Genomic DNA, 23,165 nt, shown 5'->3' with positions numbered 1-23,165 from the left:
CATGGCTGGGAACCTAATTATTCACGACGACGAACTAGTAGCAATTTCAGGCGTGTCATTGGCATAGAACCGGTCTGTGTTGTAATCTTGTAACGTTGCTTTGAGCGACCGGGCTATAGCGCAGTTTGGTAGCGCACTTGACTGGGGGTCAAGGGGTCGTGGGTTCAAATCCCGCTAGCCCGACCACAAGAAACTGGCTCCACCACAACGAAAACTGCTGGAGCCGGTTTTTACTATATAATCGGATAATTAACCCTAGCTAGAGCCATTAGTGTAGCCTTTCGTGTTTTGACGGGGTGTTAGGGGAATATGGTGTTGACGAGTCGCCGGTTGGGGGTTTCCTGCGTCGAGTAGTGCGCGGGGTTGAGGGCTAAGCGTTCTTTACCTCGCGATACCCGCGCGAGGTGATGAATCCTCTTGTTCCTCATCTTGCCGTCACACAGATGAAACACGACATGCAAAACGATCACGACATTTGCCAATAAACGTGATCGTTTCTCAACGCCTGCGGGCCGAGATCTGACGCGAAAAAGCCGACCCAGCCTTTAGCAACTATTCGTATCACGTGGGCTCTTTAACTCCACGCCCTAACCGGGCACTTTCCGTGATCAGGTCTTCCATAAGACGAACCACACGATCCTTGGCAACTTGATCGAATATCTTCGGCATAATCCAGATTTTCCAAGCTGCTTAAATGGAAGAAAAACTGGACCACTTCAATTGATACGCGCAATAAGATAAAAGACATGGGTGTCATGATATTCGACCACATCATGACACCCATGCGAAAAAGTCTCAGAAAGACTACTTCTTTCGTGCTCGCTTTTGACGAGGACGAACCGATATTTCTACCGGCGAGCCAATGAATCCGAACTCACGACGTAACCGGTTTTCGATAAAACGACGGTAGCCGTGATCAAAGAATCCGGATGTAAACAGCACGAAGCGTGGCGGACGATTAGCGACCTGGGTCGCAAACAAGATGCGTGGCTGCTTGCCTGAACGCACCGGATGCGGATTCGCTGCCTGTAGCTCTCCTAAAAACGCGTTGAGCTTTCCAGTCGGGATGCGCTTATCCCATGATTCGAGTGCAGTGTTCATCGCTCTAGTCAGCCGGTTGGTATGCCAACCAGTTTTTGCTGACAGGTTGATTCGCTCAGCCCATTGAATTTGGACAAGTTCACGTTCGAACTCACGATCAAGCTCTACGCGTCGTTCCTCTTCAACTAGATCCCACTTATTCATAATGACGACGACAGCGCGTCCAGCATCAATCACCTGTTGCAACACACGAATATCTTGTTCCGCAATAGGTTCAGAAGCATCCATGAGTACTAGACCGAGTTCGGCTTTTTCAATTGCAGACTGGGTACGCAAGGTTGCGTAGTAGTCGGCACCTTTAGTGAGATGAACGCGACGACGAACACCTGCAGTATCGACGAAAGTCCACGGTTGACCATCTAGCTCGATAACTTCGTCGACTGGGTCGCGCGTTGTGCCAGCTAACTCATTAACAACAACGCGGTCAGCACCAGCGAGCTTATTCAGGAGCGATGATTTTCCAACATTCGGCCGTCCAACGAGTGCTATCCTGCGCGGGCCTTGATCCGGGCGAGCAAGCGCCACTTCAGAGACTTCAGGAAGCATCTTGACAGCAGCATGGAGTAAATCTCCGGTACCGCGTCCATGCAACGCAGAAATCGGGTATGGCTCGCCTAAACCTAGGTTCCATAATGCCGCCGCATCAGACTCACCTTGCGGAGAATCCACCTTATTCGCTGCTAAAATGACTGGCTTACCACTGCGGCGAAGTAATCGAACCATGCGCTCATCAGTATCAGTGGCACCCACTGTTGCATCGACGACGAGCATGACGACGTCGGCTTCATTGATCGCCATTTCTGAAGATTCAGAAACCGACTTATCGATACCTTCAACAGCTGCTTCCCAACCACCAGTATCCATAATCGTGAAATCAACACCGGCCCACTCAGCGTCGTACTTGACACGATCGCGGGTGACGCCTGGAGTGTCTTGAACAACCGCTACCCGCTTGCCGACGATACGGTTCACTAATGTTGACTTACCAACATTGGGTCGTCCAAGAATAGCTAAGACCGGCTTGCCCCATTGCTCGGTAACTGGAGCAAGCTCAACCTCGCCATCTAGGAGGGCAAGGTCTTCGTCGTCGAGCTCAAAATCGTCCAAGAACGAGCGCATCACATCGGCTTCGTTCGCTTCCTCGACGTCGTCCTCAGTAACCTCGGTGAATTCTGCGTTAATATCAAAGGAATCGTCAAAAACATACTCGTCGCTCATGAACGTGCCTCCGCAACCAGCTGCAACACTGCAGACACAACGTCATCGATCCCTAAGTTTGAAGAATCGATCGTTGTAACACCGTCTTGTGCCGTCATAAATTCTGACACTGTGGAATCATCTCGATCGCGGCGAATTACTTCATCGCGTGTTTGCGCAAGTGCGGTCGCGTCAGCACTACCCCGCACTTCTAATGCACGCCGCGCCAACCGTGCTTCCTCAGATGCGGTTAGTAGAACACGCACCTGTGCATCCGGCGCAACAACCGTTGTAATATCGCGACCTTCAGCAACAATGCCTCGTCCAGCTGAATACGAATCTGCGGAATCCTGAGACTCAATAATTGCGCGCTGACGACGTAACATTTCCTTGCGAACTGGAATATTCACCGCAACTTTAGATACGACCTTAGAAAGGTCAGATGTTCTAATGGCAGAAGTAATATCCTCTCCACCGCACACAAAACGTTGGGCTTGTGGGTCAAGCGCAATCTCTAGCGGCATGGACTGAGTTGCGGCAAGTACCGCGTCAGGGTCATCCAGATTAACGTTCTCGCGGAGTGCCCACCAGGTGGCAGCCCGATACATGGCACCAGTATCCAGATAGCCAAGACCCAACTCTTGAGCAACCCGGCGAGCAACCGTGGACTTACCGGACCCCGAAGGACCATCAATTGCAATACGTAAAGCTGTCATCACATACCTACCATCGACATCAACGCACCAAGTTCCGATCCGGCAATCTGGCGAACCTGGCCTGGTTTCAAATGTCCAGCAACAATGTTGCCGAACTGCATACGTACGAGTTCCATCACCGGGTGCCCAACTTCTTCCATCATCCGGCGCACAACCCGGTTACGTCCCGAATGCAGAGTGATTTCCACAATCGAATTCTTTCGAGCTACCTCGCGGATGATAAAACGATCTGCATGAACCGGCCCGTCTTCCAAGGTGATTCCTTTTTCCATCACCTTTTGCAAACCGCGAGTAACAGAACCTTCAACACGGGCAATATACGTCTTGGGCACCTCGTAGGATGGGTGAGTCAATCGATGAACGAGTTCGCCGTCGTTTGATAAGAGAATAAGACCCTCAGTGTCAATATCGAGTCGTCCTACATGAACTAAGCGTTGCGGATAATCCTCAACAAAATCTGCCAATGTCTTACGCCCTTGGTCATCCGACATCGTCGAAACAACCCCCGGTGGTTTGTACAAGGCAACAGTAATTAAATCTTGATCCAACTGAACGCGATCACCATCAACGTGGATGACGGCGGACTTTGGATCAACCCGGATGCCGAGCTGGCGCACAATCACGCCGTCGACGCTGACGCGACCAGCTTGGATCATATCCTCAGCTGCGCGTCGGGAAGCCACACCTGCGTGGGCCAACACCTTTTGTAGGCGTTCGCCGGTTGGATCGTGAAGATCTTGGGTTTTTCGGCTCATGCCATCTCCTTTACTACATCGTCAAACTCTTCATCATCAGGCAAATAAGGTGCCAATGGGGCAAGTTCTTCGAGGGAATTCATTCCCATTTTTTCTAAAAATAATTCTGTTGTCTCATACAAGACTGCGCTGGAATCTGGGGCTGTCCCGGATGGACGAACAAGGCCACGGGTTTGCAACGTACGAACCACAGAATCGACATCGACGCCTCGGATAGCAGCAATTTGCGCGCGAGTCACTGGTTGGCGGTAGGCAATAACAGCCAATGTTTCTAAGGCTTGCACCGACAATTTGGCTGAATGACCAGAAGTGACAAACTTACTAACAACGTCAGCGTATCGTGGGTCTGAATAAAAACGCCATCCGCCGCCAACTTTCCGTAACTGAAAACCTCGAGGTGGCTCATCATGCGAATATTCAGTAGCCATTGAGGCGAGCATTGATTCAATATCTGCTGGGCTCGCATCTAATACTGATGCCAGTTGTACGGCGGTAACTGGTTCGGAAACAACCATTAAAATCGCTTCAAGAGCGCCACGATGGCATGTATCGTCATTCATTAAATACTCCGTTCTGCATCACTGCGATCGATAGACTCCCAGCCTACCGCATTATCCAGTGCAACGCGAACGATAAATAGAGGCTGCAAAGGACCTTCTTGCTCTATCACCACTTCCCCATTACGTAGCATCTCTAGGACCGCCAAGAAGCGTGAAACCACCGTCGGCACATTTCGGGCATCCGCGCATAGCTGTGAAAATGAAACGCGTTCGCCATGAGCAAGACGTTCCCGAATCACCGTAATTTGAGAAGCCACGGGCACAAGCGGATCGTGAATATGATCAATCATGACCTCATCGGGACGGCGGAACAGCGCTCCTGCAGCCAAAATAGCCAGATCCACTGTCCCCAGACGCAGATCAACCTCTGGCAAAATACTGCGGAAAGACTCTTCAAGCGGTACATCACGCGGAAAACTCAACGATTGTACACTCATCTTCTGAGCCAATTCCGCGGCGACCTTTTTGAATGCGCGGTACTGCAATAATTTCGCGAATAATAAGTCGCGAGCTTCAAATATAGCCTCGAGTTCATCGTCGTCATCGTTGGTACGAGGAAGTAACCGAGCAGCTTTAATATCAAGAAGCGTTGCAGCAACGACGACGAATTCACTCATGTGCTCCAAAACTGCACTGTCTTGGCGCTGAATAAACGCAATAAACTCATCCGTAACCTGAGACAACGCAACATCTGTCACATCGAGTTTATGCTTACCAATCAACGACAAGAGTACGTCAAACGGGCCAGAGAACACGTCTAAATTGACCGCGAAGCTCGACCCGTTTGAAAAAAGATCCTCGTGTGCAGACATCAGCGTTTAATCAGGCGCTACCGCCACGAGAAATTAGTTCACGTGCCAGCCGCAGGTACGCTTTCGCGCCAGCATGGCCAGGAGCAAACGTCGTGATTGGTTCGGCAGCGATCGTCGCATCCGGGAACTTCACGGTACGGCCGATCATGGTATCGAACACTTGGTCTCCAAAGCGCTCCTTGATAAGCGAAATGACTTCGCGCGCATGCAAAGTTCGGGTATCGACCATAGTGAGGAGGACGCCGTCGATATGCAATCGCGGATTCAAGCGGTCTTGAACTCGTTCAATTTGCTCGACAAGCAAAGCGACACCGCGCATCGCAAAATACTCGGCTTCCAACGGAATAATAACGCCATGAGCTGCAGTCAATGCGTTAACAGTCAACAAACCAAGAGACGGTTGGCAGTCTACAATGATGACATCATAAACATCCATCACAGGACGCAACACTCGCATCAAAGACTGTTCGCGTGCTACCTCGTTAATGAGCTGAATTTCCGCAGCTGACAATTCGATATTTGCCGGTGCCACATCAAGATTAGGCGTTGAAGTATGGTGAATAATTTGGGTGATATCCGGCTTCGTAGCGACCATTTCATCGTAGATCGTGCGATCTAACGCCATCGCATTCACGCCCAAACCAGCTGATGCTGCACCTTGCGGGTCAAAATCAACTATCAGCACTTTACGGCCGTATTCTGCTAGGGCCGCGGCAAGATTGATTGATGTTGTTGTCTTGCCGACTCCGCCTTTTTGGTTGCACATGGCAATAATCCGTGCCGGGCCGTGGGCATGCAATTCCTGCGGAAGAGGGAAATCCCGTTCCGATCCGATATTGATCAATGATGGTTGTTCTGCAGTCACAGTACTAATCTACCGGAAAATCACTCGTGCCATGCACGTGGATGGGCTGTTGCATAGATTTCTTTCAGTGTCTCCCGCGTCACCATTGTGTAAATTTGTGTTGTCGTCACCGAAGAATGCCCGAGCATCTCTTGAACAACGCGCACATCTGCCCCGCCCTGTAACAGATGAGTGGCGAAAGAATGCCGGAACGTGTGCGGAGTGATATGCGGTAACTGGGCTTCCTCGGCAACCTGTTGAATAATTCCCCAGGCGCTTTGCCGGGACAACGGCTTACCGCGTTTATTGAGGAATAACGACGACGATCCGGTGGAACTACGGGCGGCCAGCGACGGCCGACCTCGCACAAGATAGCTCTCAATCGCGTCTATTGCGTATCTGCCCAATGGCAAAATTCGTTCTTTGCGTCCTTTGCCAAAAAGTCGAATAGATGCGTTATCCAGATCGATATCGTCCGCAGCTAGGCCTACAGCCTCTGAGATTCGTGCACCTGTGCCGTACAGAATCTCTAGGAGCGCGTGATCTCGAAGCCCAATCGGATCGGTCGCGGAAGCCACAACGTCAAGTAAATGTTGCATGTCCGAAACGCTGATTGCTTTGGGTAACCGCATTCCAATTTTGGGTGGATGAAGGTCAATAGTCGGGTCCGTCGTCGTTATGCCTTCGGAAACCAGAAAAGCATGAAAACGACGGATAGAGGTCACCATTCGGGCAACCGACGTTGTTGCCATGGCTTTGCCCGCACTACCATCGCGCAAAAACTCAACAAAAGAGGCGGAATCCTCAGGACAAATATGGACAATTGACGTTACCTGACGCGATTCCAAATGCTGCTGGTAGAGTCCTAAATCTCGGCGATACGCGGCAACAGTATTGCTGGAGAGCGCGCGCTCGACGCTCAAGTGAGCAAGATAATTGTCTACCACCCGCGTGAACTCGTCAGAAAAGGTCACATTCGCCTCCAAAAATAGGTACCAACCATAAGCCCCTGGCACGCTAAAAACATATATCCTATATATGAATGGTAATTCACAGGAGAAAGATGAGTCAGATGACATCACTCAAATGGACAGACTTAGATGAGCAAGCCGTGCGATATGGGCGTGTTCTTGCCGCTGATGCTGTACAGAAAGCCGGTAACGGTCACCCCGGAACTGCGATTTCGCTTGCCCCGTTGGCGTACATGTTATTCCAGAAAGTTATGCGCCACGATCCGCAAGATCCAGATTGGCTTGGTCGCGATCGGTTTGTGTTATCGATCGGACACTCATCATTAACTCTTTATACTCAACTTTTCTATTCGGGTTATGGTCTAGAAATGACAGACCTAGAAGCCTTGCGAACCTATGAATCTAAGACTCCAGGGCATCCGGAATATGGGTGGACGCCAGGCGTCGAAATGACTACTGGTCCACTCGGGCAAGGGGTTGCATCAGCTGTCGGTATGGCAATGGCTGCACGACGCGAACGCGGTTTATTGGACCCGGATACAGCGCAAGGTGAAAGCCCCTTTGACCACTATGTTTACGCAGTGTGTGGAGAAGGCGACCTCGAAGAGGGTATTACATCAGAAGCCTCTTCGCTTGCTGGCACCCAGAAACTAGGGAATCTGATTCTTTTCTTTGACGATAATCAGATTTCGATCGAAGATAACACAGTCATTGCTTTAAGTGAAGACGTATTGGCACGTTACGAAGCATACGGCTGGCACACCCAGCACGTGGAATGGCGGCAACCGGGCAAAGACTATAAGGAAGATCTTGATGCGCTTTACAAAGCTATCGTACAAGCCCAAAATGTAACGGACCGTCCTTCCATTATTAAGCTATCAACGATTATTGCGTGGCCGAGCCCAACCAAGCAAAATACTGGAGCCTCACATGGCTCTGCTTTGGGCGAAGCAGAGATCCGTGGGTTGAAAGAAAATCTTGGTTTAGATCCGGACGAAAACTTCCAGATGCCTGCTGAGGTCCTAGAATACGTACGATCCAACGCGGCGCAGCGAGCTGCAACTGCACACGAAAGATGGGACCACGATTTCGCACAGTGGCAGGAATCAAATCCGGAAAATGCAAGACTACTTGAGCGTTTGCTCAAGCGTCAATTGCCATCGGGGTGGGAGACTAAGCTACCGTCATTCGAAGCGGGTGCGTCGATGGCGACACGTGCTGCCTCCGGCAAGGTCTTGACGGCAATTAAAGACGTATTACCTGAGCTGTGGGGTGGTTCAGCCGATCTTGCTGGTTCTAATAACACAACTATGGTTGGCGAACCGTCATTCCTGCCTGCTGGTCGCTCATCCAGTTTGTTTGCCGGCAACGAGTATGGCCGTACCCTACATTTCGGTATTCGTGAGCACGCGATGGGTGCCATCCTTAATGGTATTTCTCTTCATGGTTTAACCCGTCCATACGGCGGAACCTTCTTCGTGTTTTCTGACTATATGCGTCCCGCTGTCCGCCTTGCAGCACTCATGCATGTGCCATCGATTTTTGTTTGGACACACGACTCTGTTGGGGTCGGCGAGGACGGTCCAACGCATCAGCCAATTGAGCACTTGTGGTCCTATCGTGCAATTCCTGGTCTAGACATTGTTCGACCCGCAGATGCGAATGAAACAGCATACGCATGGCGCGGAATTCTGGAGCGGGATAGCAACCCAGCGGGTATTGTGCTATCTCGTCAGAACCTTCCGGTTCTTGATCGCGAGGAAGTCGCTTCTGCAGAAGGCGTTTTGCGCGGTGGATATGTACTGGCTGATAGTGAAAAAGTAGATGTCATCTTGATCGCAACCGGTTCTGAAGTAGCAGTTGCCCTCGAAGCTCGTTCGCTGTTGGCTGCTGAAGGTATTGGAGCTCGTGTTGTATCTATGCCATGTATTGAATGGTTTGAGGCTGAAGACTCTGAATATCGTGAGTCAGTTCTCCCCCACAGTGTAAAAGCTCGTGTCTCGGTTGAAGCTGGCTCAACATTCGGCTGGCGTTCACTTATTGGTGATGCTGGCGTGGCAGTCGGTATTGATCATTACGGCGCATCTGCCAACGGCAATTTCCTCTTGAAAGAATATGGGATGACACCAGAAAATATTGCAGCTGCAGCGAAGAAGTCGCTAACGCAGGTAGACTAAAAGGTCCAGTGCGGGACTGATTTAATTAATTTTCAGTCCCGCATACAGCTTGGGAACAATAGTTGGGGCTAGGTCAGTTTTGGCCTAGCCCCAACTATTAAGCAAATACTGGTTTTAGAAATTCACTTTTGTAATCAAGCCGAGCAAGATCACACAGGTAATCCACACTAATGCCACAATGACTGTGATTCGGTTAAGATTTTTCTCGGCGACTCCAGATGAACGCATTGCGGTTGAAATACCACCGCCAAACATATCAGAGATACCGCCGCCGCGTCCTTTATGCAAAAGGATCGAGCCGATAAGCAATAGACTGGAGATAACCAGCAAAACGGTGATGATAATTTCGAGAATCGCCACGATATGAACTCTTTCTAACGAATAAGGTACCTGTTACAGCATACAAGAATGCGCGGGTAAGATGAAAGTTCTTACCCGCGCGATTCGTCACGAAAACGACTACTTAACTGTATAAGCCGAAATCATGCCTGCTTGTAGGTGACAATCTTGGCAAATTCTTCTGCCCTGAGGGAAGCACCGCCGACAAGTGCACCGTCAACATCTGGCTGTGCCATGATCTCAACAACGTTCGAAGACTTGACTGAGCCACCGTACTGGATACGAACAGCTTCAGCTGTTGGGGCATCAAACATCTCAGCAATCTTACCGCGAATAGCACCGCACACTTCCTGAGCATCGGCTGGCGTTGCAACTTCACCGGTGCCGATAGCCCAAATTGGCTCGTAAGCAACAACAAGTTTTGCTACTTCTGCTGCAGTGAGCTTTGCAAACATGGCCTCAATCTGACCGAGGACGTAGGCAACGTGCGTGCCTTCTTTACGAACTTCGAGGGCTTCGCCGCAGCACACGATTGGGGTCATACCGGCATCAAGAACCTTCTTAGCCTTCTGACCGATCAATTCGTTTGTTTCACCGTGGTACTCGCGTCGCTCGGAGTGACCAACGACGACGTATGTGACGCCAAGCTTGTTCAGCATACCGGTTGAGATTTCACCGGTGAAAGCACCTTCATCGTTGATGGAAACGTCCTGTGCGCCGTAGGTGATCTTGAAGTTTTCTGCCTCAACAAGAGTCTGGACGGAGCGGATATCGGTAAATGGTGGAACAACAACACACTCAACTGACGAAAAATCGTGCTTGAGATCGTTGAGTGTCCAGCCAAGCTTCTGAACCAGAGCGGTTGCCTCGAGGTGATCGAGGTTCATCTTCCAGTTGCCCGCCATAATTGGGGTACGTGTCATAATTATCAGTCCTCCAGAACTGCAATACCAGGTAGCTCTTTACCCTCGAGGTATTCGAGAGATGCGCCACCGCCGGTGGAAATATGGTTAAACTTTGTCTCATCGAAACCGAGGAGACGAACAGCAGCAGCAGAATCGCCGCCACCAACGATTGTGAAGCCAGCTGCTGATTCTAGCGCAGCTGCAATAGCCTTTGTACCTTGTGCGAAAGCTTCGAACTCAAAAACGCCCATTGGGCCGTTCCAAGCTACCGTCTTCGACGATGCAATGGCATTAGCGAAGAGATCCGCAGTCTTCGGACCGATATCTAGACCCATCTTGTCTGCCGGAATAGCGTCAGCTGCAACGACAGTTGCGGGAGCATCTGCCTTAAATTCTGGAGCGACGATTGTATCGATTGGCAGAAGGAACTCGATACCCTTTTCAGCAGCCTTATCGATGAAAGACTTGGCTGTTTCAACTTGATCTTCTTCTAGAAGAGATGCGCCGACTTCGTAGCCTTTGGCTTTAAGGAAGGTGTAGGCCATTCCGCCACCGATAATCAAGCGGTCAGCTTTTTCCAGCAAGTTAGCGATAACGCCAAGCTTGTCCGAGACCTTAGCGCCACCAAGAATGACTGTATATGGGCGCTCTGGTTCTGCTGTTGCCTTGGATAGCGAATCAATTTCCTTAAAAACGAGTTCGCCGGCTGCTGACGGCAAGACTTTAGCAATGTCATAAACCGAAGCTTGCTTGCGGTGTACCACGCCGAATCCATCGGAGACGAAGGCATCAGCGAGTTTTGCATATTCAGCAGCAAGCTCTTCGCGTTCAGCGTCGACCTTAGAGGACTCGCGAGGATCAAAACGGACATTCTCTAGAAGAACGACGTCACCATTCGCCATATCTGCGGTAACTGCATGTGCACTTTCGCCGATTGTGTCGGATGCGAGTACAACGTCCTTGCCCAGCAACTCGCCGAGACGCTTAGCTACGGGAGCAAGCGAGAAATCAGGATTAACTTTGCCCTTCGGACGACCGAGGTGAGCAGCAACGATAACTCGTGCACCTGCATCAGCAAGACGCTTAATTGTAGGCAACGCTGCCTTGATACGGCCATCATCTGTAATGTTCTTATCGGCGTCGAGCGGAACGTTGAAATCCGATCGCACAAAAACCTTCTTGCCGGCGAGATCGCCAAGCGTGTCAATAGTCCTCATAAATGTCCTTCTGTGGTGAATCGATGATGTCGCAATGGACATCGGTTGTAAATTCGAGGGTCTGATATGGCAACTGCAAGGCCCGGGCACACTCACGTATGCCCGGGCCCGCTAGTCATTACTCAATCAATTCTTGAGAAATCAGAACTTGGAAGCAACGAGTTCGGCAAGGGAAACGAGGGCGTTGGAGTAGCCCCATTCGTTGTCGTACCAAGAGATGATCTTGACCTGACCATCGATGACCTTGGTGAGGCCAGCATCGAAGATCGAGGTGTGTGGATCGTGTACGATGTCGGTGGAGACGAGTGGCTCTTCGGAGTATGCGAGGATACCCTTGAGTTCGCCTTCAGCAGCTTCCTTGATAGCAGCGTTGATTTCTTCAACGGTGACATCAGACTTCTCGGACTCGAAGGTCAAGTCCACAGCGGAACCTGTTGGGACTGGAACGCGCATTGCGAAACCATCGAACTTGCCCTTGAGCTCTGGGAGAACGAGAGCAACAGCAGCAGCGGCACCGGTCTTGGTAGGAACGATGTTGATAGCAGCTGCGCGTGCGCGACGAAGATCCGAGTGAGGAGCATCGAGGATGCGCTGATCACCGGTGTAAGCGTGAACGGTGGTCATGAGACCCTTGACAATGCCGAACTTCTCCTGAAGAACCTTAGCTACTGGAGCCAAGCAGTTCGTGGTGCAGGAAGCGTTCGAAATGATGTTGTGCTTTGCTGCATCGTAATCGGTGTGGTTAACACCCATGACGAAGGTAGCATCTTCGTTCTTGGCTGGAGCGGAAATGATAACCTTCTTAGCACCAGCTTCGATGTGTGCCTTAGCCTTGGTTGCGTCGGTGAAGAAACCGGTGGACTCGATAACGATGTCGATGTCGAGTTCGCCCCATGGAAGATCAGCAGGGTTGCGCTCTGCGAAAGCCTTGATCTTACGACCATCAACAACGATTGAATCCTCGTCGTGGGAAACTTCGTGGTCCCAAGCGCCGAGAGTTGAATCGTGCTTAAGTAGGTGAGCGAGGGTCTTGTTGTCGGTCAAATCGTTGACTGCAACAACCTCAAAATTAGCTCCACGCTTGTATGCTGCGCGGATAAAGTTACGACCAATACGGCCAAAGCCGTTAATAGCAACGCGAATAGTCACTGCGTATCCTCCTTGTGTACACAAGTACACATTGTAGATTTTTCAGCGAGCTGTACTCGCTGACTCACGAACGCACCTTCTTTTCAAACACGTGGCGTTCGATCCTTTTCTATTGTACAAGTTTTTCTGCCCCTATTGTCTAGGTAACTTCGCGCGTAGGGGAAAATTTCTGGAAAGTTTTCACAGAATAGTAGATATTCCAGTGACTTTGGGCCCGCCTCAGAGTGTGCGATCCGTGACACCTGTCTGCTCACGTACGGCATCCATCGTGGAAGGAATTCCTAATTCACTAGCATGCTTATCTGCCATAGTATTGAGGCGGCGCAGCCGCCCGGCTACTGCATCTTTTGTAGCTGGTGGTGTTAGTCGTTCACCAAGCAGATTCAAAGAATCTTCGGGATACTTAATCCTAAATTCACCGGCTTGTCGCAGATTATCAGGAATATCATCACCGAGTATCTCAAATGCTCGTTTTACTCTAATGACAGCTATGATTGCCGCATCAGCACTGCGCCGCATATTTGCGTCATCAAAATTAGCTAGCCGGTTAGCTTGACCATGTACCTCGCGTTCAGTGCGTAGTTCTTCCCACTTCAGCACAGCATCATGAGCACCGATTCTCGTGAGCATTGTAGAAATAGCGTCGCCTTCTCGAATATCTGCACGGAAAGCACCTCGTGATTCGCGCGCTCGATACGGCACGTCAAGACGGCGCGCTAAGCCGCCAATCGCATACGCCGCTTCCATCGATGGGCAGGTAACTTCTAAAGCAGCATTTCGGCCAGGCTCTAGTAATGTACCTCGTGCTAAGAAAGCACCACGCCAAGCGGCCGCTGCGTCAGCTTTCGATCCACCGACAATCTGTGGAGCTAAACCACGAACTGGGCGACCTCTAAGATCCAGGAGGCCGGCGCGTCGTGCTAGCCGCTCCCCCTCATTTACAACTCGCAATAAATACGTATTTCCCTGTCGCATGGGCTTGTTAATTGCTACGACACCGGGCTCAATTGAGTACACCCGTCGCACTAGCTCTGAGAGATGATGAGTAGCACCGGGGTGTGTCAGCTCAGCTTGGAGAGACACAATTCCGCTATTAATCTGCAGACCACCAGCAAACCGAAACATTGTAGATAGCTCAGCCACCATGGCAGACAAGTTTGTTGGATATACTGCTGAGATTTCGTCCTTTACAAACGTTGTCAAAGCTGGCATATGTTCCGCCTTCCCTGCTTTCGTTAACAGCATTGAAAAATTCTGGCATTTTACACTTAGTAAAACTTACTTTTTGATGGTACAAGCATACCCACTATCTGCGGAGCTATTGCGGAGAACTATCAATAACCTCACGAAAAGCGGTTGCTAGGAATAACGGATCGTGAACTTCCGGATTGCCGTTTTTCGCTACGTGATAATAAAAAGGTTCTGCGCCTAATCCATAAGCTTGTGACGATAACGCTGTATCGCTGGTCGCCGAAGTCGGATCAACGATAACTCGGTCAATCGTGAAGTCCGGCGCATACTTCTTAAAAGATGCGATAAGTTCGCTGGGCAGCAGGTGCGGCGTTTCAGCGTCTGGTGCGAGATTCATGACCAAGATCTTTTTGGCCTTTGTACGGCACAATGCCGAATATATTTCGGGCACTAATAAATGCGGAATAATCGAAGTAAACCAAGATCCTGGACCGAAAATGATCCAATCGGCTTCTTCGATCGCTTCCAGTGCAGCCGGATGAGCAGGTGGATTAGACGGCAGTAACCCCACACGTTCTACACAAGCATGAGCTTTTGCTACTGCAGCTTGTCCACGAATGCAGGTAGTCAATCCCGAATCGTCACGAACGTCCGCTTCAATTTGCAGTGGAGCAGTAGACATTGGCACTACGCGACCGTGTATTCCTAAAAGTCGTCCTACTAGATCAAGTCCGTCAAGCTGATCGTGCAGCAGATGCCAGGTAGCGACAATGAGTAAGTTCCCGACTGCGTGCCCGCCCAGGGGTCCTTCCGACTCAAATCGATACTGTAAAACATCTCGCCACGTTTGTCCCCACTCGGTATCATCGCACAGCGCGGCCAGCGCCATACGTAAATCTCCCGGAGGTAGGACATCCATTTCTTCACGAATACGACCAGACGACCCACCGTCATCGGCAACCGTCACCACAGCAGTAATGCGTGGCGTTAAAATACGCAGCGCCGATAGCGTTGCATACAAGCCGTGCCCACCACCTAGGGCAACGACTTTAGGCCCACGTGTTGGGCCATCGTTGTATATTGCCATTACTCACGTCCTAGATCGCGGTGGATGGTACGTACCGAATGGCCGAGAGCACGAAGTTGTTCGGATACGAATTCTGTCATAGCGACGGAGCGGTGTTTGCCTCCAGTGCATCCGATTGCGATCGTGACATAAGGTTTCAGCTCACGAACATACCCATCCAAAATTGGGTGAATGAGCTCAACATATTTTGTCCCAAACTCTTTGGCACCATCAATACCTAGAACGAAATCACGCACTGGAGCATCACGGCCGGTTAAATTACGCAACTCAGTTACCCAATAAGGGTTCGGCAAAAAGCGTACGTCAGCCACATGATCGGCATCCATCGGCAAGCCGTACTTGAAGCCGAAGCTCATGACGGTTACGTGTGGGTCAGTATCCGAAACAGATGCGACAGCTTTCCGGATTTGGCGCGATAAATCGTGAACTGAGAGATCACTGGTATCGATAAGGGTATCGGCACGACGGCGCAATGGTGCAAGTATTTCACGTTCTTGCGCGATGCCGTCGAGCAACCGGCCATCTCCTTGCAACGGATGTGGACGGCGAACTGACTCGTAGCGTTGAATCAATGCTTGGTCGGAAGCATCGAGAAACAGAATACGGTAATCCACTGAGTGTTCTTGAAGTGTTTCCATAACGCCTTCAAGTTCTTGAAAGAATTCCCGGGAACGCACGTCAACCACAGCGGCCAGACGTCTTACACCGGAAGTTGGTGACACTAGTCCCGCAAGAGCAGACAGAAGCCGGGGAGGAAGGTTGTCAACGACATACCAGCCAAGATCTTCCAGGGTCGCAGCAGCTTTTGAGCGGCCTGCGCCAGACATACCAGTGATAATAAGAATCTCTGGGATCTCAGCTACCGGGAGCTTAGCTGTGGCATCGTCAATCATGATGCCAAGGGGAATATTTGCCGTGTCGTTGATGTTGTCCATATCACTATCCTGCCAGTTCTTGATCATTTTTGGCTAGTTGCGAGGTCAACGCATCAGCCAGAGCTGGGCCGATGCCCGGTGCCCTAAGTAATTCTTCTCGTGAGGCTGCCTTAATCTTCGCAAGCGATCCAAAATGTTTTAATAATGCTTTCTGCTTTGCCGGTCCCAGGCCAGGCACATCATCAAGTGCCGATCTGGTCATCGCCTTGCTTCGTTTCTTGCGATGGAAAGTAATCGCAAAACGGTGAGACTCGTCGCGCAAGTATTGCAACAGTCGCAGAGCCGGCGACGAACGCGACAAAATAACCGGGAACTCCTCCCCTGGTATCCAGATTTCTTCGAGTCGCTTTGCCAGCCCAATAATCATGACGTCTGCCCCGAGTTCATCGACTACTCGTTGAGCCGCATTGACCTGTGGCAAGCCACCATCAACTACGATCAAATCAGGACGGTAAGCAAATCTGCGGGGCTTATTGTCGGTGACATCGTTACCAGATGTCAGTGGCTCATCATCTGAGGCATCATCTGCCGGTGCACCAGCAGTTAAGCGACTGAGCCGGCGTCGTAAAACTTCGTCCATAGCGGCAGTATCGTCGCGGGCGCCGTTACCGTCTGGACCACGCACGATAAAATGCCGGTAGTCTGATTTTTTCGCTAACGCATCTTCAAAAACCACCATTGAGCCGACTTGGTGGGTCCCTTGAGTATGCGAGATGTCGTAACATTCGATCCGTAACGGAGCACGCTCAAGTTCCAGACCATCTCGCAGCTCTTCGAGGGCCTGCGAACGTTCCGTAATGTCACCAGCGCGTTGTATTTTATGCCGTTGCAGCGCTTGGACCGCATTGGTATGAACCGTTTCAGTTAGTTGTGCTTTGGGCCCGCGTTGCGGAGTCCGGATACGCACTCCAGCTCCACGCAGTTCGCTGAGCCAAGCCGTGAGTGCTTCACTATCGGTTGGTTGTGACGGTACCCAAATCTCACGTGGTATCGCATCTGTTGCGGTGTGTTCGACGTCGTCCACCGACCGCGCTTGGCTACGTTTTGACGACGACGGCGACGCCGCATACATGCCGTAGACTTGCAATAACAGCTGATTCAACAGCTCGGCCTCACCGAGGTCTTCTACCGTGGTGACCCAGCCGCGCTGTCCACGGATCCGCCCGCCACGAACGAAAAACACTTGAACTGATGCCTCAAGCTCGTCAAACTCCAAACCGAAAATATCGGCGTCGACATCATGCTCAAGAACAACAGTGTTGCGTTCGGCAACAGTAGTCAAAGCCGAGATGTCATCTCGTAACCTTGCTGCGCGCTCGAAGTCGTAATCTGCGGCAGCTTGATTCATCTCAGCAGTCTTTTGCTTAATCAGTTTTTCGCCACTGCCGTCTAAGAACGAGATCATATCCTTGGCAATTTGCCGGTGCTCTGTTTCGCTAATCCGTCCAATACACGGAGCTGCGCACTTGTCTATGTAGCCGTTTAGGCAGGGACGGCCCGTTCGATGAGCACTATTAAAAACGCCTTTCGTACATGAACGCATGGGGAAAACACGCAAGAGAAGATCGAGGGCTTCGCGTACGGCCCAGACTTTCGTGTATGGACCGTAGTACTTGTCTTTCCGCCGATGAGCGTTACGGGTAACAAGCACACGTGGAAACTGTTCGCTCATCGTGATGGCTAAATACGGATAAGATTTATCGTCGCGATACATCACGTTGAAGCGTGGTGCGAATTCCTTAATCCAGGCGTATTCGAGGGTTAGCGCCTCGATTTCCGAGCCGACGACAACCCATTTGACCTCGACGGCGGTAAACACCATCGCCCGGGTACGTGGATGTAGCTGCGCGGGATCCTGGAAATAGTTACTGAGCCGGTTACGCAATGACGATGCTTTACCGACGTAAATAACTCGTCCTTCGTCGTCGATAAAACGGTAAACCCCAGGGTTAGCCGGGATATCCGTTGGTCGATAGCTCTGTGGATCTGCCATTGTTATCGTTCAGAGGTGGCCGATTCGAGGATCGGTTTTAAGAACCGACCAGTGTGAGATTCGGGAACCGCGGCAACATCTTCTGGAGTGCCTTCGGCAATCACCAAACCGCCGCCTTTTCCGCCTTCTGGACCAAGATCAATAACCCAATCTGCTGATTTGATGACATCAAGATTGTGCTCGATCACAATAACCGTATTCCCCTTGTCAGTAAGCGACTGCAACACGCTCAGGAGTTTGCGCACGTCTTCGAAATGAAGCCCGGTTGTTGGCTCATCCAGTACGTAGACGGTACGTCCGGTTGAACGACGATGGAGTTCGGATGCGAGCTTCACGCGCTGTGCTTCACCGCCGGAAAGCGTGGTGGCCGGCTGACCTAGCCTGACGTATCCCAAACCGACAAGCTCAAGCATGTCGAGATATTTTGCTATACGGGTGACATTACCGAAGAACTCACGTGCCTCGGAAATCGTCATATCGAGGACTTCGGCAACGTTCTTACCTTTGTAATGAACCTGGAGAGTTTCGCTGTTATAGCGCGCACCATGGCAAACTTCGCATGGCACGTAGACGTCGGGCAAGAAGTTCATCTCAATCTTAATCGTGCCATCACCAGAGCAAGCTTCGCAGCGTCCGCCCTTGACGTTGAAGGAGAAACGCCCCGGGCCGTATCCGCGAACCTTTGCTTCTTGCGTTTCGGCGAACAGCTTTCGGATCGGATCCCACATGCCCGTGTATGTAGCAGGATTCGAGCGTGGCGAGCGCCCAATCGGTGACTGATCGACGTGCACGACCTTATCGAGTTCTTCCAAACCGGTGACTTTCTTGTGCCGGCCAGGCAATGACCGGGCGCGGTTGAGCTGATTGGCCAACACTTTATACAAAATTGTGTTGACGAGCGATGACTTGCCCGACCCAGATACCCCAGTGACCGCGGTAAACACGCCAATTGGGAACTTTACCGTCACGTTCTGAAGATTGTTCTCCTGTGCTCCGGTAACGGTAATCTGGCGCTTTTTATCAACCTTACGCCGTTCTTGCGGGACTGCAATAACGCGTTTACCTGTTAAATACTGACCAGTAATAGAACGCTCCGCATTCACAATATCTGCAGGCTCACCAGAGAACACAATCTCACCGCCGTGCTCCCCTGCGCCTGGTCCAATATCGACGAGCCAATCTGCTTGCCGAATGGTATCTTCGTCGTGCTCAACCACGATTAGGGTATTGCCTAAATCGCGCAATCGAGTCAAGGCTTCTAATAATTTTTCATTGTCACGCTGGTGCAGCCCGATCGATGGTTCGTCGAGAACATACAGTACACCAACGAGCCCAGAGCCAATCTGGGTAGCTAGCCGGATTCGTTGAGCTTCACCACCAGACAAGGTACCAGCAGCGCGAGATAGTGTTAGATAGTCCAACCCAACAGAAACCAGGAATGTTAACCGTTCAATAACCTCACGCAAGACTTGTTCCGCAATTTTTTGGGATCTTTCCGAGAGCTCAATATGTGTAACGTAGTCCAGAGCTTCACCGATCGGTAAGTCCGTGAGCTCGGCGATATTGAGTTCTCCAACTCGTACGGCTAAAACCTCAGGGCGCAGACGTGCACCATGGCAGACAGGGCATGCAACTTCCCGCATAAAGCCAGCAAACCGCTCTTTAGACCACTCGGATTCAGTCTCATTGTGCTTGCGCTTGACATAGTTCAAGACGCCTTCAAATCCCGAGGAGTAGACTTTTTCGCGTCCCCACCGGTTCCGGTACTTCATTTTCACTTTGAAATCCCGGCCCCGCAATATCGCTTCCTTTGCAGCTTTGGGAAGCTTCTTCCAGGGTGTAGAGAGCTCAAATCCCATATCTTCTGCCAGGCTAGCAAGCTGACGTTGATAGTAGTCACGTGCCGATGCTGAAGCCGTAACCGACCATGGAACGATTGCTCCGTCCTCGATCGAAATGTCCTCATCTGGGATAACCAAGTCCGGATCTACTTGCAATTTGAAACCAATGCCGTCGCATTCGGGACAGGCACCATAGGGCGCATTAAATGAAAATGTGCGGGGCTCTATTTCTTCTAGTTCTAACGGATGATCATTCGGGCAAGCACGATGCTCAGAGAATCGCCGTTCCCGAGTTGGGTCATCGGCATCGCGATCAACAAATTCCACGACGGCAACGCCTTTTGCTAACCGTAACGCATTTTCTACCGAGTCATTCAGTCGGGAACGGATACCATCGCGAATAGCTAAGCGGTCTACAACGACATCGATATCGTGCTTATATGTTTTAGCTAATGCTGGTGCTTCATCTAAACGATAAACAGTGCCGTCAATGCGGGCACGCGAATATCCATCAGTTTGCAGCTGTTTAAGTAGTTCAAGATGTTCGCCCTTGCGGCCACGAACAACTGGCGCCAAAATATGCAACCGGGTTTTATCTTCTTCTTCGAGCAGCCGGTTGACAATCTGTTCGGCTGACTGCGCTTCGATCAGCGCATTACAGACCGGACAGTACTGCGTACCTGCACGGGCATAGAGTAAACGCAAATAATCATATACTTCGGTAATCGTTCCAACGGTAGACCGTGGATTACGATTTGTAGATTTCTGATCGATCGAAACAGCCGGTGAGAGTCCTTCAATAAAATCAACAGCAGGCTTATCCATCTGCCCTAAGAACTGGCGAGCATACGCTGATAAAGACTCGACGTAGCGACGTTGGCCCTCGGCAAAAATAGTATCGAATGCTAAGGACGACTTACCAGAACCCGACAGGCCAGTGAACACAACCATCTTGTCCCGCGGAATATCCAGCGTGACGTTACGAAGATTATGCTCTCTAGCACCTTGAATATGTATTGAATCATGCACGTCTACGATAATACCGACCACATCCGACACGTTTCCATATCAGTTTTCGGTTAGCACAACGTAAGATAGTACACATGAGTACATTTGCTGTTATTTATACATACGATCCAGCCCAAACTGCTCTCACGACGGAGGTACGTCCACGTCACCGTGAGTTCTTAAAAATGCTCTTCGATAAGGGCGCTCTCAAGGCTTCCGGTCCAATGGCGGGCGGACGCGCATTGATCGTCGTCGACGCCGAATCGGAGAACAAGGCACGGGAGCTACTCGCAGATGACCCGTTCAACAAAGCTGGCGTCTTAGCCAACGTTGAGATAGCTGAGTGGACTGTCATTTACGGCCCGTGGGCGTAATGTGCGCAAAGATCCGCTGATTATCGGGATAATTCTTGCGCTCTGCGCGGGATTGTTTATTCCGTTTTCACGTGAAGTCGCAAACGGGTTTGGAATCGCTGCCGATATTGGAGTTGCGCTCGTTTTCCTCTTATATGGGATGCGGTTGCCTACTCGCGAGGTTCTGAGCGGTTTAGCTAATATCCGCCTGCAAGGTTCGATTCTGCTTGCGACGTTCGTGATTTTTCCGTTGGAGGGTTGGGGAGTTGCGACGCTTGCGTCTCCCCTACTCGGTCCGGAACTTGCTCGCGGGATTTTTTACCTGTCATTATTGCCGTCTACGGTTCAATCTTCGGTGACATTTGTGTCTATCGCGAACGGTAATGTTGGTGCTGCAATCGCTGCTGCGACCCTATCGAATATTGCCGGAATGTTTATCACTCCAGTTTTAGTTGCAGTTTTCATGAGTGTTCCCGGTGCAGATACCGGCGGGTTTGGCTCGATCCTTGTCAAACTGCTGTTGCCGTTTATCGCCGGGCAGCTTCTGCAACCCTGGTTTGGTGCGTGGATGCGCTCCCGGCGTGACTTGACCAAGACTACCGATACGGGCGCAATTATTCTCGTGGTTTTGACGGCGACGACGGTGGCGACTCTCGACGGCTCATGGAGCGTTATCACGGCCTATTCGCTGGTTGTCCTCCTGATCGTGCTGGCATTGTTCCTTGCTTTAATGCTGACTCTGACGTGGTTCGGATCACTCGGCTTAGCCAGGAAAGATCGGATCGTGCTACTGATGTGCGGTTCGAAAAAATCATTGGCCACTGGGCTACCAATGGCCAATGCCTTATTCGTTGCGTCTCTCGTTGGGACGATCGGAATCCCGTTAATTATTTTCCACCAGTTACAGCTAATGGTGTGCGCGGTTATCGCACGCAAACTATCCAGGAGTCACTTATGAATACGGCATCACTCTATCCACCTAAAGTGTCGGCTAGCCCTCCTAATCCTCCGTCGCTAAAAGTAGAAGGCAAAGAGATACCACTTGTGGAATATCGTTGGTTCATTTCTGGGAGGAGCGAAGAAAAGGAGCTCGTTCCTTCGCCGAATCTTCTCCCCATGTCATCCGTGTTGAAAATACAGAGATTAACCTGATTTTGAGACTTCTACGCCCCCTACATATACAGTTACCAAGCAGTGGGCACATATCCTTTAGAGATGGAAATCCTATTGAAGGAAACTGCTCTTACGAAGAATATAGCTCCTCTAGTGGCAATCACTGGATAGAAGATAACAAGACTATTCTACTGAGAGTCCCCGCGGCTCCCACGACCATATTTATTGCAGTGACTATTCAGTATCCAAATGAACAGGGATATATCCATTACTCCTCTGAAGGCGGCATGAACCATGTAAAATATGCGTTCTTTCTCAAAAAGACTTAAAGAGACTTAATGTGGACTTTAATTCTTTTCCCTACCAAAAACTAAAAGTTCTTTCCCTTATGTTTATTAGGCTATACGATAAAAACGTAACCTCTCAACCTAATAGGCATGCCGAGTACCGCTCTCTCACGATTTATCCGCCTTGTCACCAATCGAAGCATTGCCAAGATACAGTGAGACATGTATCATGTGACGTGCATGGGAGTTCCATGCTTGTGACTATTAGGAGTCTTCAATGAAGAAGAGAACAAAAAAGTAGCGACGAGTATCGCACTCACCGCTGGGCTTTTGCTAACTGGTAGTTCGGTAGCATATGCAGAGTCAATTCTTGGTGGTGACTGGTACTATGGTACGAACTACGCAACTGGAAACGCGTCGACCAGTTTTTATCACGGGACTGCTGGACACTGGACTTCAGTAGGAACGTCTTCCGGTAAGTATGAACGCGCCGAAGCAAGCGCAGGAAAGACCGCATCGACATGGTTGTGGCGCACCCCTGGTTCGTCCGTCACATTCAAAGCTGGTGCTAACGGCAGCACAGTTACCCGCTAGCTAGCATATAAGGTGGTGTT

At 50.6% G+C, this 23,165-nt stretch carries 20 protein-coding genes and 1 tRNA gene; 5 read left to right on the top strand and 16 right to left on the bottom strand.

Annotated features, from left to right (window positions below; all coding sequences use genetic code 11):
- Positions 1-109: 109 nt before the first annotated feature.
- Positions 110-186 (top strand) — tRNA-Pro (locus BLT51_RS06885).
- A gap of 618 nt (positions 187-804) precedes the next feature.
- Here BLT51_RS06885 and der read toward each other — a convergent pair.
- The 7 genes from der to xerD are packed head-to-tail and all read right to left on the bottom strand — an operon-like array spanning position 805 to position 6,959.
- Positions 805-2,319, bottom strand: coding sequence for a ribosome biogenesis GTPase Der (gene der / locus BLT51_RS06880; RefSeq protein WP_091281446.1), 1,515 nt, complete (start codon positions 2,317-2,319; stop codon positions 805-807).
- Complete coding sequence (gene cmk / locus BLT51_RS06875; RefSeq protein WP_091281443.1) at positions 2,316-3,014, bottom strand: (d)CMP kinase; 699 nt, start codon at positions 3,012-3,014, stop codon at positions 2,316-2,318. Before cmk ends, der begins: the two co-directional genes overlap by 4 nt.
- Complete coding sequence (locus BLT51_RS06870; protein ID WP_091281440.1) at positions 3,014-3,769, bottom strand: pseudouridine synthase; 756 nt, start codon at positions 3,767-3,769, stop codon at positions 3,014-3,016. The genes cmk and BLT51_RS06870 overlap by 1 nt, the downstream gene beginning before the upstream one ends.
- Complete coding sequence (scpB, locus tag BLT51_RS06865; RefSeq protein ID WP_091281437.1) at positions 3,766-4,329, bottom strand: SMC-Scp complex subunit ScpB; 564 nt, start codon at positions 4,327-4,329, stop codon at positions 3,766-3,768. The genes BLT51_RS06870 and scpB overlap by 4 nt, the downstream gene beginning before the upstream one ends.
- On the bottom strand, positions 4,329-5,141 hold the full coding sequence (locus BLT51_RS06860) for a segregation and condensation protein A (protein ID WP_091281435.1): 813 nt from the start codon (positions 5,139-5,141) through the stop codon (positions 4,329-4,331). The genes scpB and BLT51_RS06860 overlap by 1 nt, the downstream gene beginning before the upstream one ends.
- A gap of 10 nt (positions 5,142-5,151) precedes the next feature.
- Positions 5,152-6,006 carry a ParA family protein gene (locus BLT51_RS06855; RefSeq protein WP_091281432.1) on the bottom strand — a complete coding sequence of 285 codons (855 nt, stop codon included), beginning with the start codon at positions 6,004-6,006 and terminating at the stop codon, positions 5,152-5,154.
- A gap of 20 nt (positions 6,007-6,026) precedes the next feature.
- The gene (xerD, locus tag BLT51_RS06850; protein WP_231943929.1) at positions 6,027-6,959 is read right to left on the bottom strand and encodes a site-specific tyrosine recombinase XerD; all 933 of its coding nucleotides are present in this window, start codon (positions 6,957-6,959) and stop codon (positions 6,027-6,029) included.
- A gap of 98 nt (positions 6,960-7,057) precedes the next feature.
- Between xerD and tkt the strand changes: the two genes are divergently transcribed.
- Entirely contained in the window at positions 7,058-9,133 is a 2,076-nt protein-coding gene (tkt, locus tag BLT51_RS06845) for a transketolase (RefSeq protein WP_172801360.1), read from the top strand.
- Between the two features lie 114 nt (positions 9,134-9,247).
- On the opposite strand, the gene secG is transcribed toward tkt, so the two are convergent.
- From secG to uvrA, 9 genes are all read right to left on the bottom strand, one after another.
- Positions 9,248-9,493 (bottom strand): preprotein translocase subunit SecG, encoded by a 246-nt coding sequence (gene secG / locus BLT51_RS06840; protein ID WP_091281421.1) that lies wholly within the window; start codon positions 9,491-9,493, stop codon positions 9,248-9,250.
- 122 nt (positions 9,494-9,615) lie between these two features.
- Positions 9,616-10,395, bottom strand: a complete 780-nt coding sequence (gene tpiA / locus BLT51_RS06835) for a triose-phosphate isomerase (RefSeq protein ID WP_091281418.1) — start codon at positions 10,393-10,395, stop codon at positions 9,616-9,618.
- Positions 10,396-10,400: 5 nt separating this feature from the next.
- Entirely contained in the window at positions 10,401-11,594 is a 1,194-nt protein-coding gene (locus BLT51_RS06830) for a phosphoglycerate kinase (protein WP_091281416.1), read from the bottom strand.
- Positions 11,595-11,735: 141 nt separating this feature from the next.
- The gene (gene gap / locus BLT51_RS06825; protein ID WP_091281415.1) at positions 11,736-12,743 is read right to left on the bottom strand and encodes a type I glyceraldehyde-3-phosphate dehydrogenase; all 1,008 of its coding nucleotides are present in this window, start codon (positions 12,741-12,743) and stop codon (positions 11,736-11,738) included.
- A gap of 219 nt (positions 12,744-12,962) precedes the next feature.
- The gene (whiA, locus tag BLT51_RS06820) at positions 12,963-13,988 is read right to left on the bottom strand and encodes a DNA-binding protein WhiA (RefSeq protein ID WP_231943928.1); all 1,026 of its coding nucleotides are present in this window, start codon (positions 13,986-13,988) and stop codon (positions 12,963-12,965) included.
- A gap of 73 nt (positions 13,989-14,061) precedes the next feature.
- Positions 14,062-15,021 carry a gluconeogenesis factor YvcK family protein gene (locus BLT51_RS06815; RefSeq protein WP_091281409.1) on the bottom strand — a complete coding sequence of 320 codons (960 nt, stop codon included), beginning with the start codon at positions 15,019-15,021 and terminating at the stop codon, positions 14,062-14,064.
- Positions 15,021-15,956 carry an RNase adapter RapZ gene (gene rapZ / locus BLT51_RS06810; RefSeq protein WP_091281406.1) on the bottom strand — a complete coding sequence of 312 codons (936 nt, stop codon included), beginning with the start codon at positions 15,954-15,956 and terminating at the stop codon, positions 15,021-15,023. The genes BLT51_RS06815 and rapZ overlap by 1 nt, the downstream gene beginning before the upstream one ends.
- A gap of 4 nt (positions 15,957-15,960) precedes the next feature.
- The gene (gene uvrC / locus BLT51_RS06805; protein ID WP_091281404.1) at positions 15,961-17,949 is read right to left on the bottom strand and encodes an excinuclease ABC subunit UvrC; all 1,989 of its coding nucleotides are present in this window, start codon (positions 17,947-17,949) and stop codon (positions 15,961-15,963) included.
- A 2-nt stretch (positions 17,950-17,951) separates the two neighbouring features.
- Positions 17,952-20,819, bottom strand: a complete 2,868-nt coding sequence (gene uvrA / locus BLT51_RS06800) for an excinuclease ABC subunit UvrA (RefSeq protein WP_091282673.1) — start codon at positions 20,817-20,819, stop codon at positions 17,952-17,954.
- Positions 20,820-20,893: 74 nt separating this feature from the next.
- On the opposite strand from uvrA, the gene BLT51_RS06795 reads away from it, so the two are divergent.
- From BLT51_RS06795 to BLT51_RS06785, 3 genes are all read left to right on the top strand, one after another.
- Complete coding sequence (locus tag BLT51_RS06795; protein WP_091281402.1) at positions 20,894-21,172, top strand: YciI family protein; 279 nt, start codon at positions 20,894-20,896, stop codon at positions 21,170-21,172.
- Between the two features lies 1 nt (position 21,173).
- A complete protein-coding gene (locus BLT51_RS06790) occupies positions 21,174-22,109 on the top strand; it encodes a bile acid:sodium symporter family protein (protein WP_231943927.1) in 936 nt (311 codons plus the stop codon).
- 772 nt (positions 22,110-22,881) lie between these two features.
- Entirely contained in the window at positions 22,882-23,145 is a 264-nt protein-coding gene (locus BLT51_RS06785) for a lactococcin 972 family bacteriocin (RefSeq protein WP_157672952.1), read from the top strand.
- The last annotated feature ends 20 nt before the right edge of the window (positions 23,146-23,165 follow it).

Origin of the sequence: Arcanobacterium phocae (assembly GCF_900105865.1) — a bacterium.
Lineage (GTDB): Bacteria > Actinomycetota > Actinomycetes > Actinomycetales > Actinomycetaceae > Arcanobacterium > Arcanobacterium phocae.
Note: the sequence above shows the minus strand (reverse complement) of the source record. Positions and strands in the feature narration are given on the sequence as shown.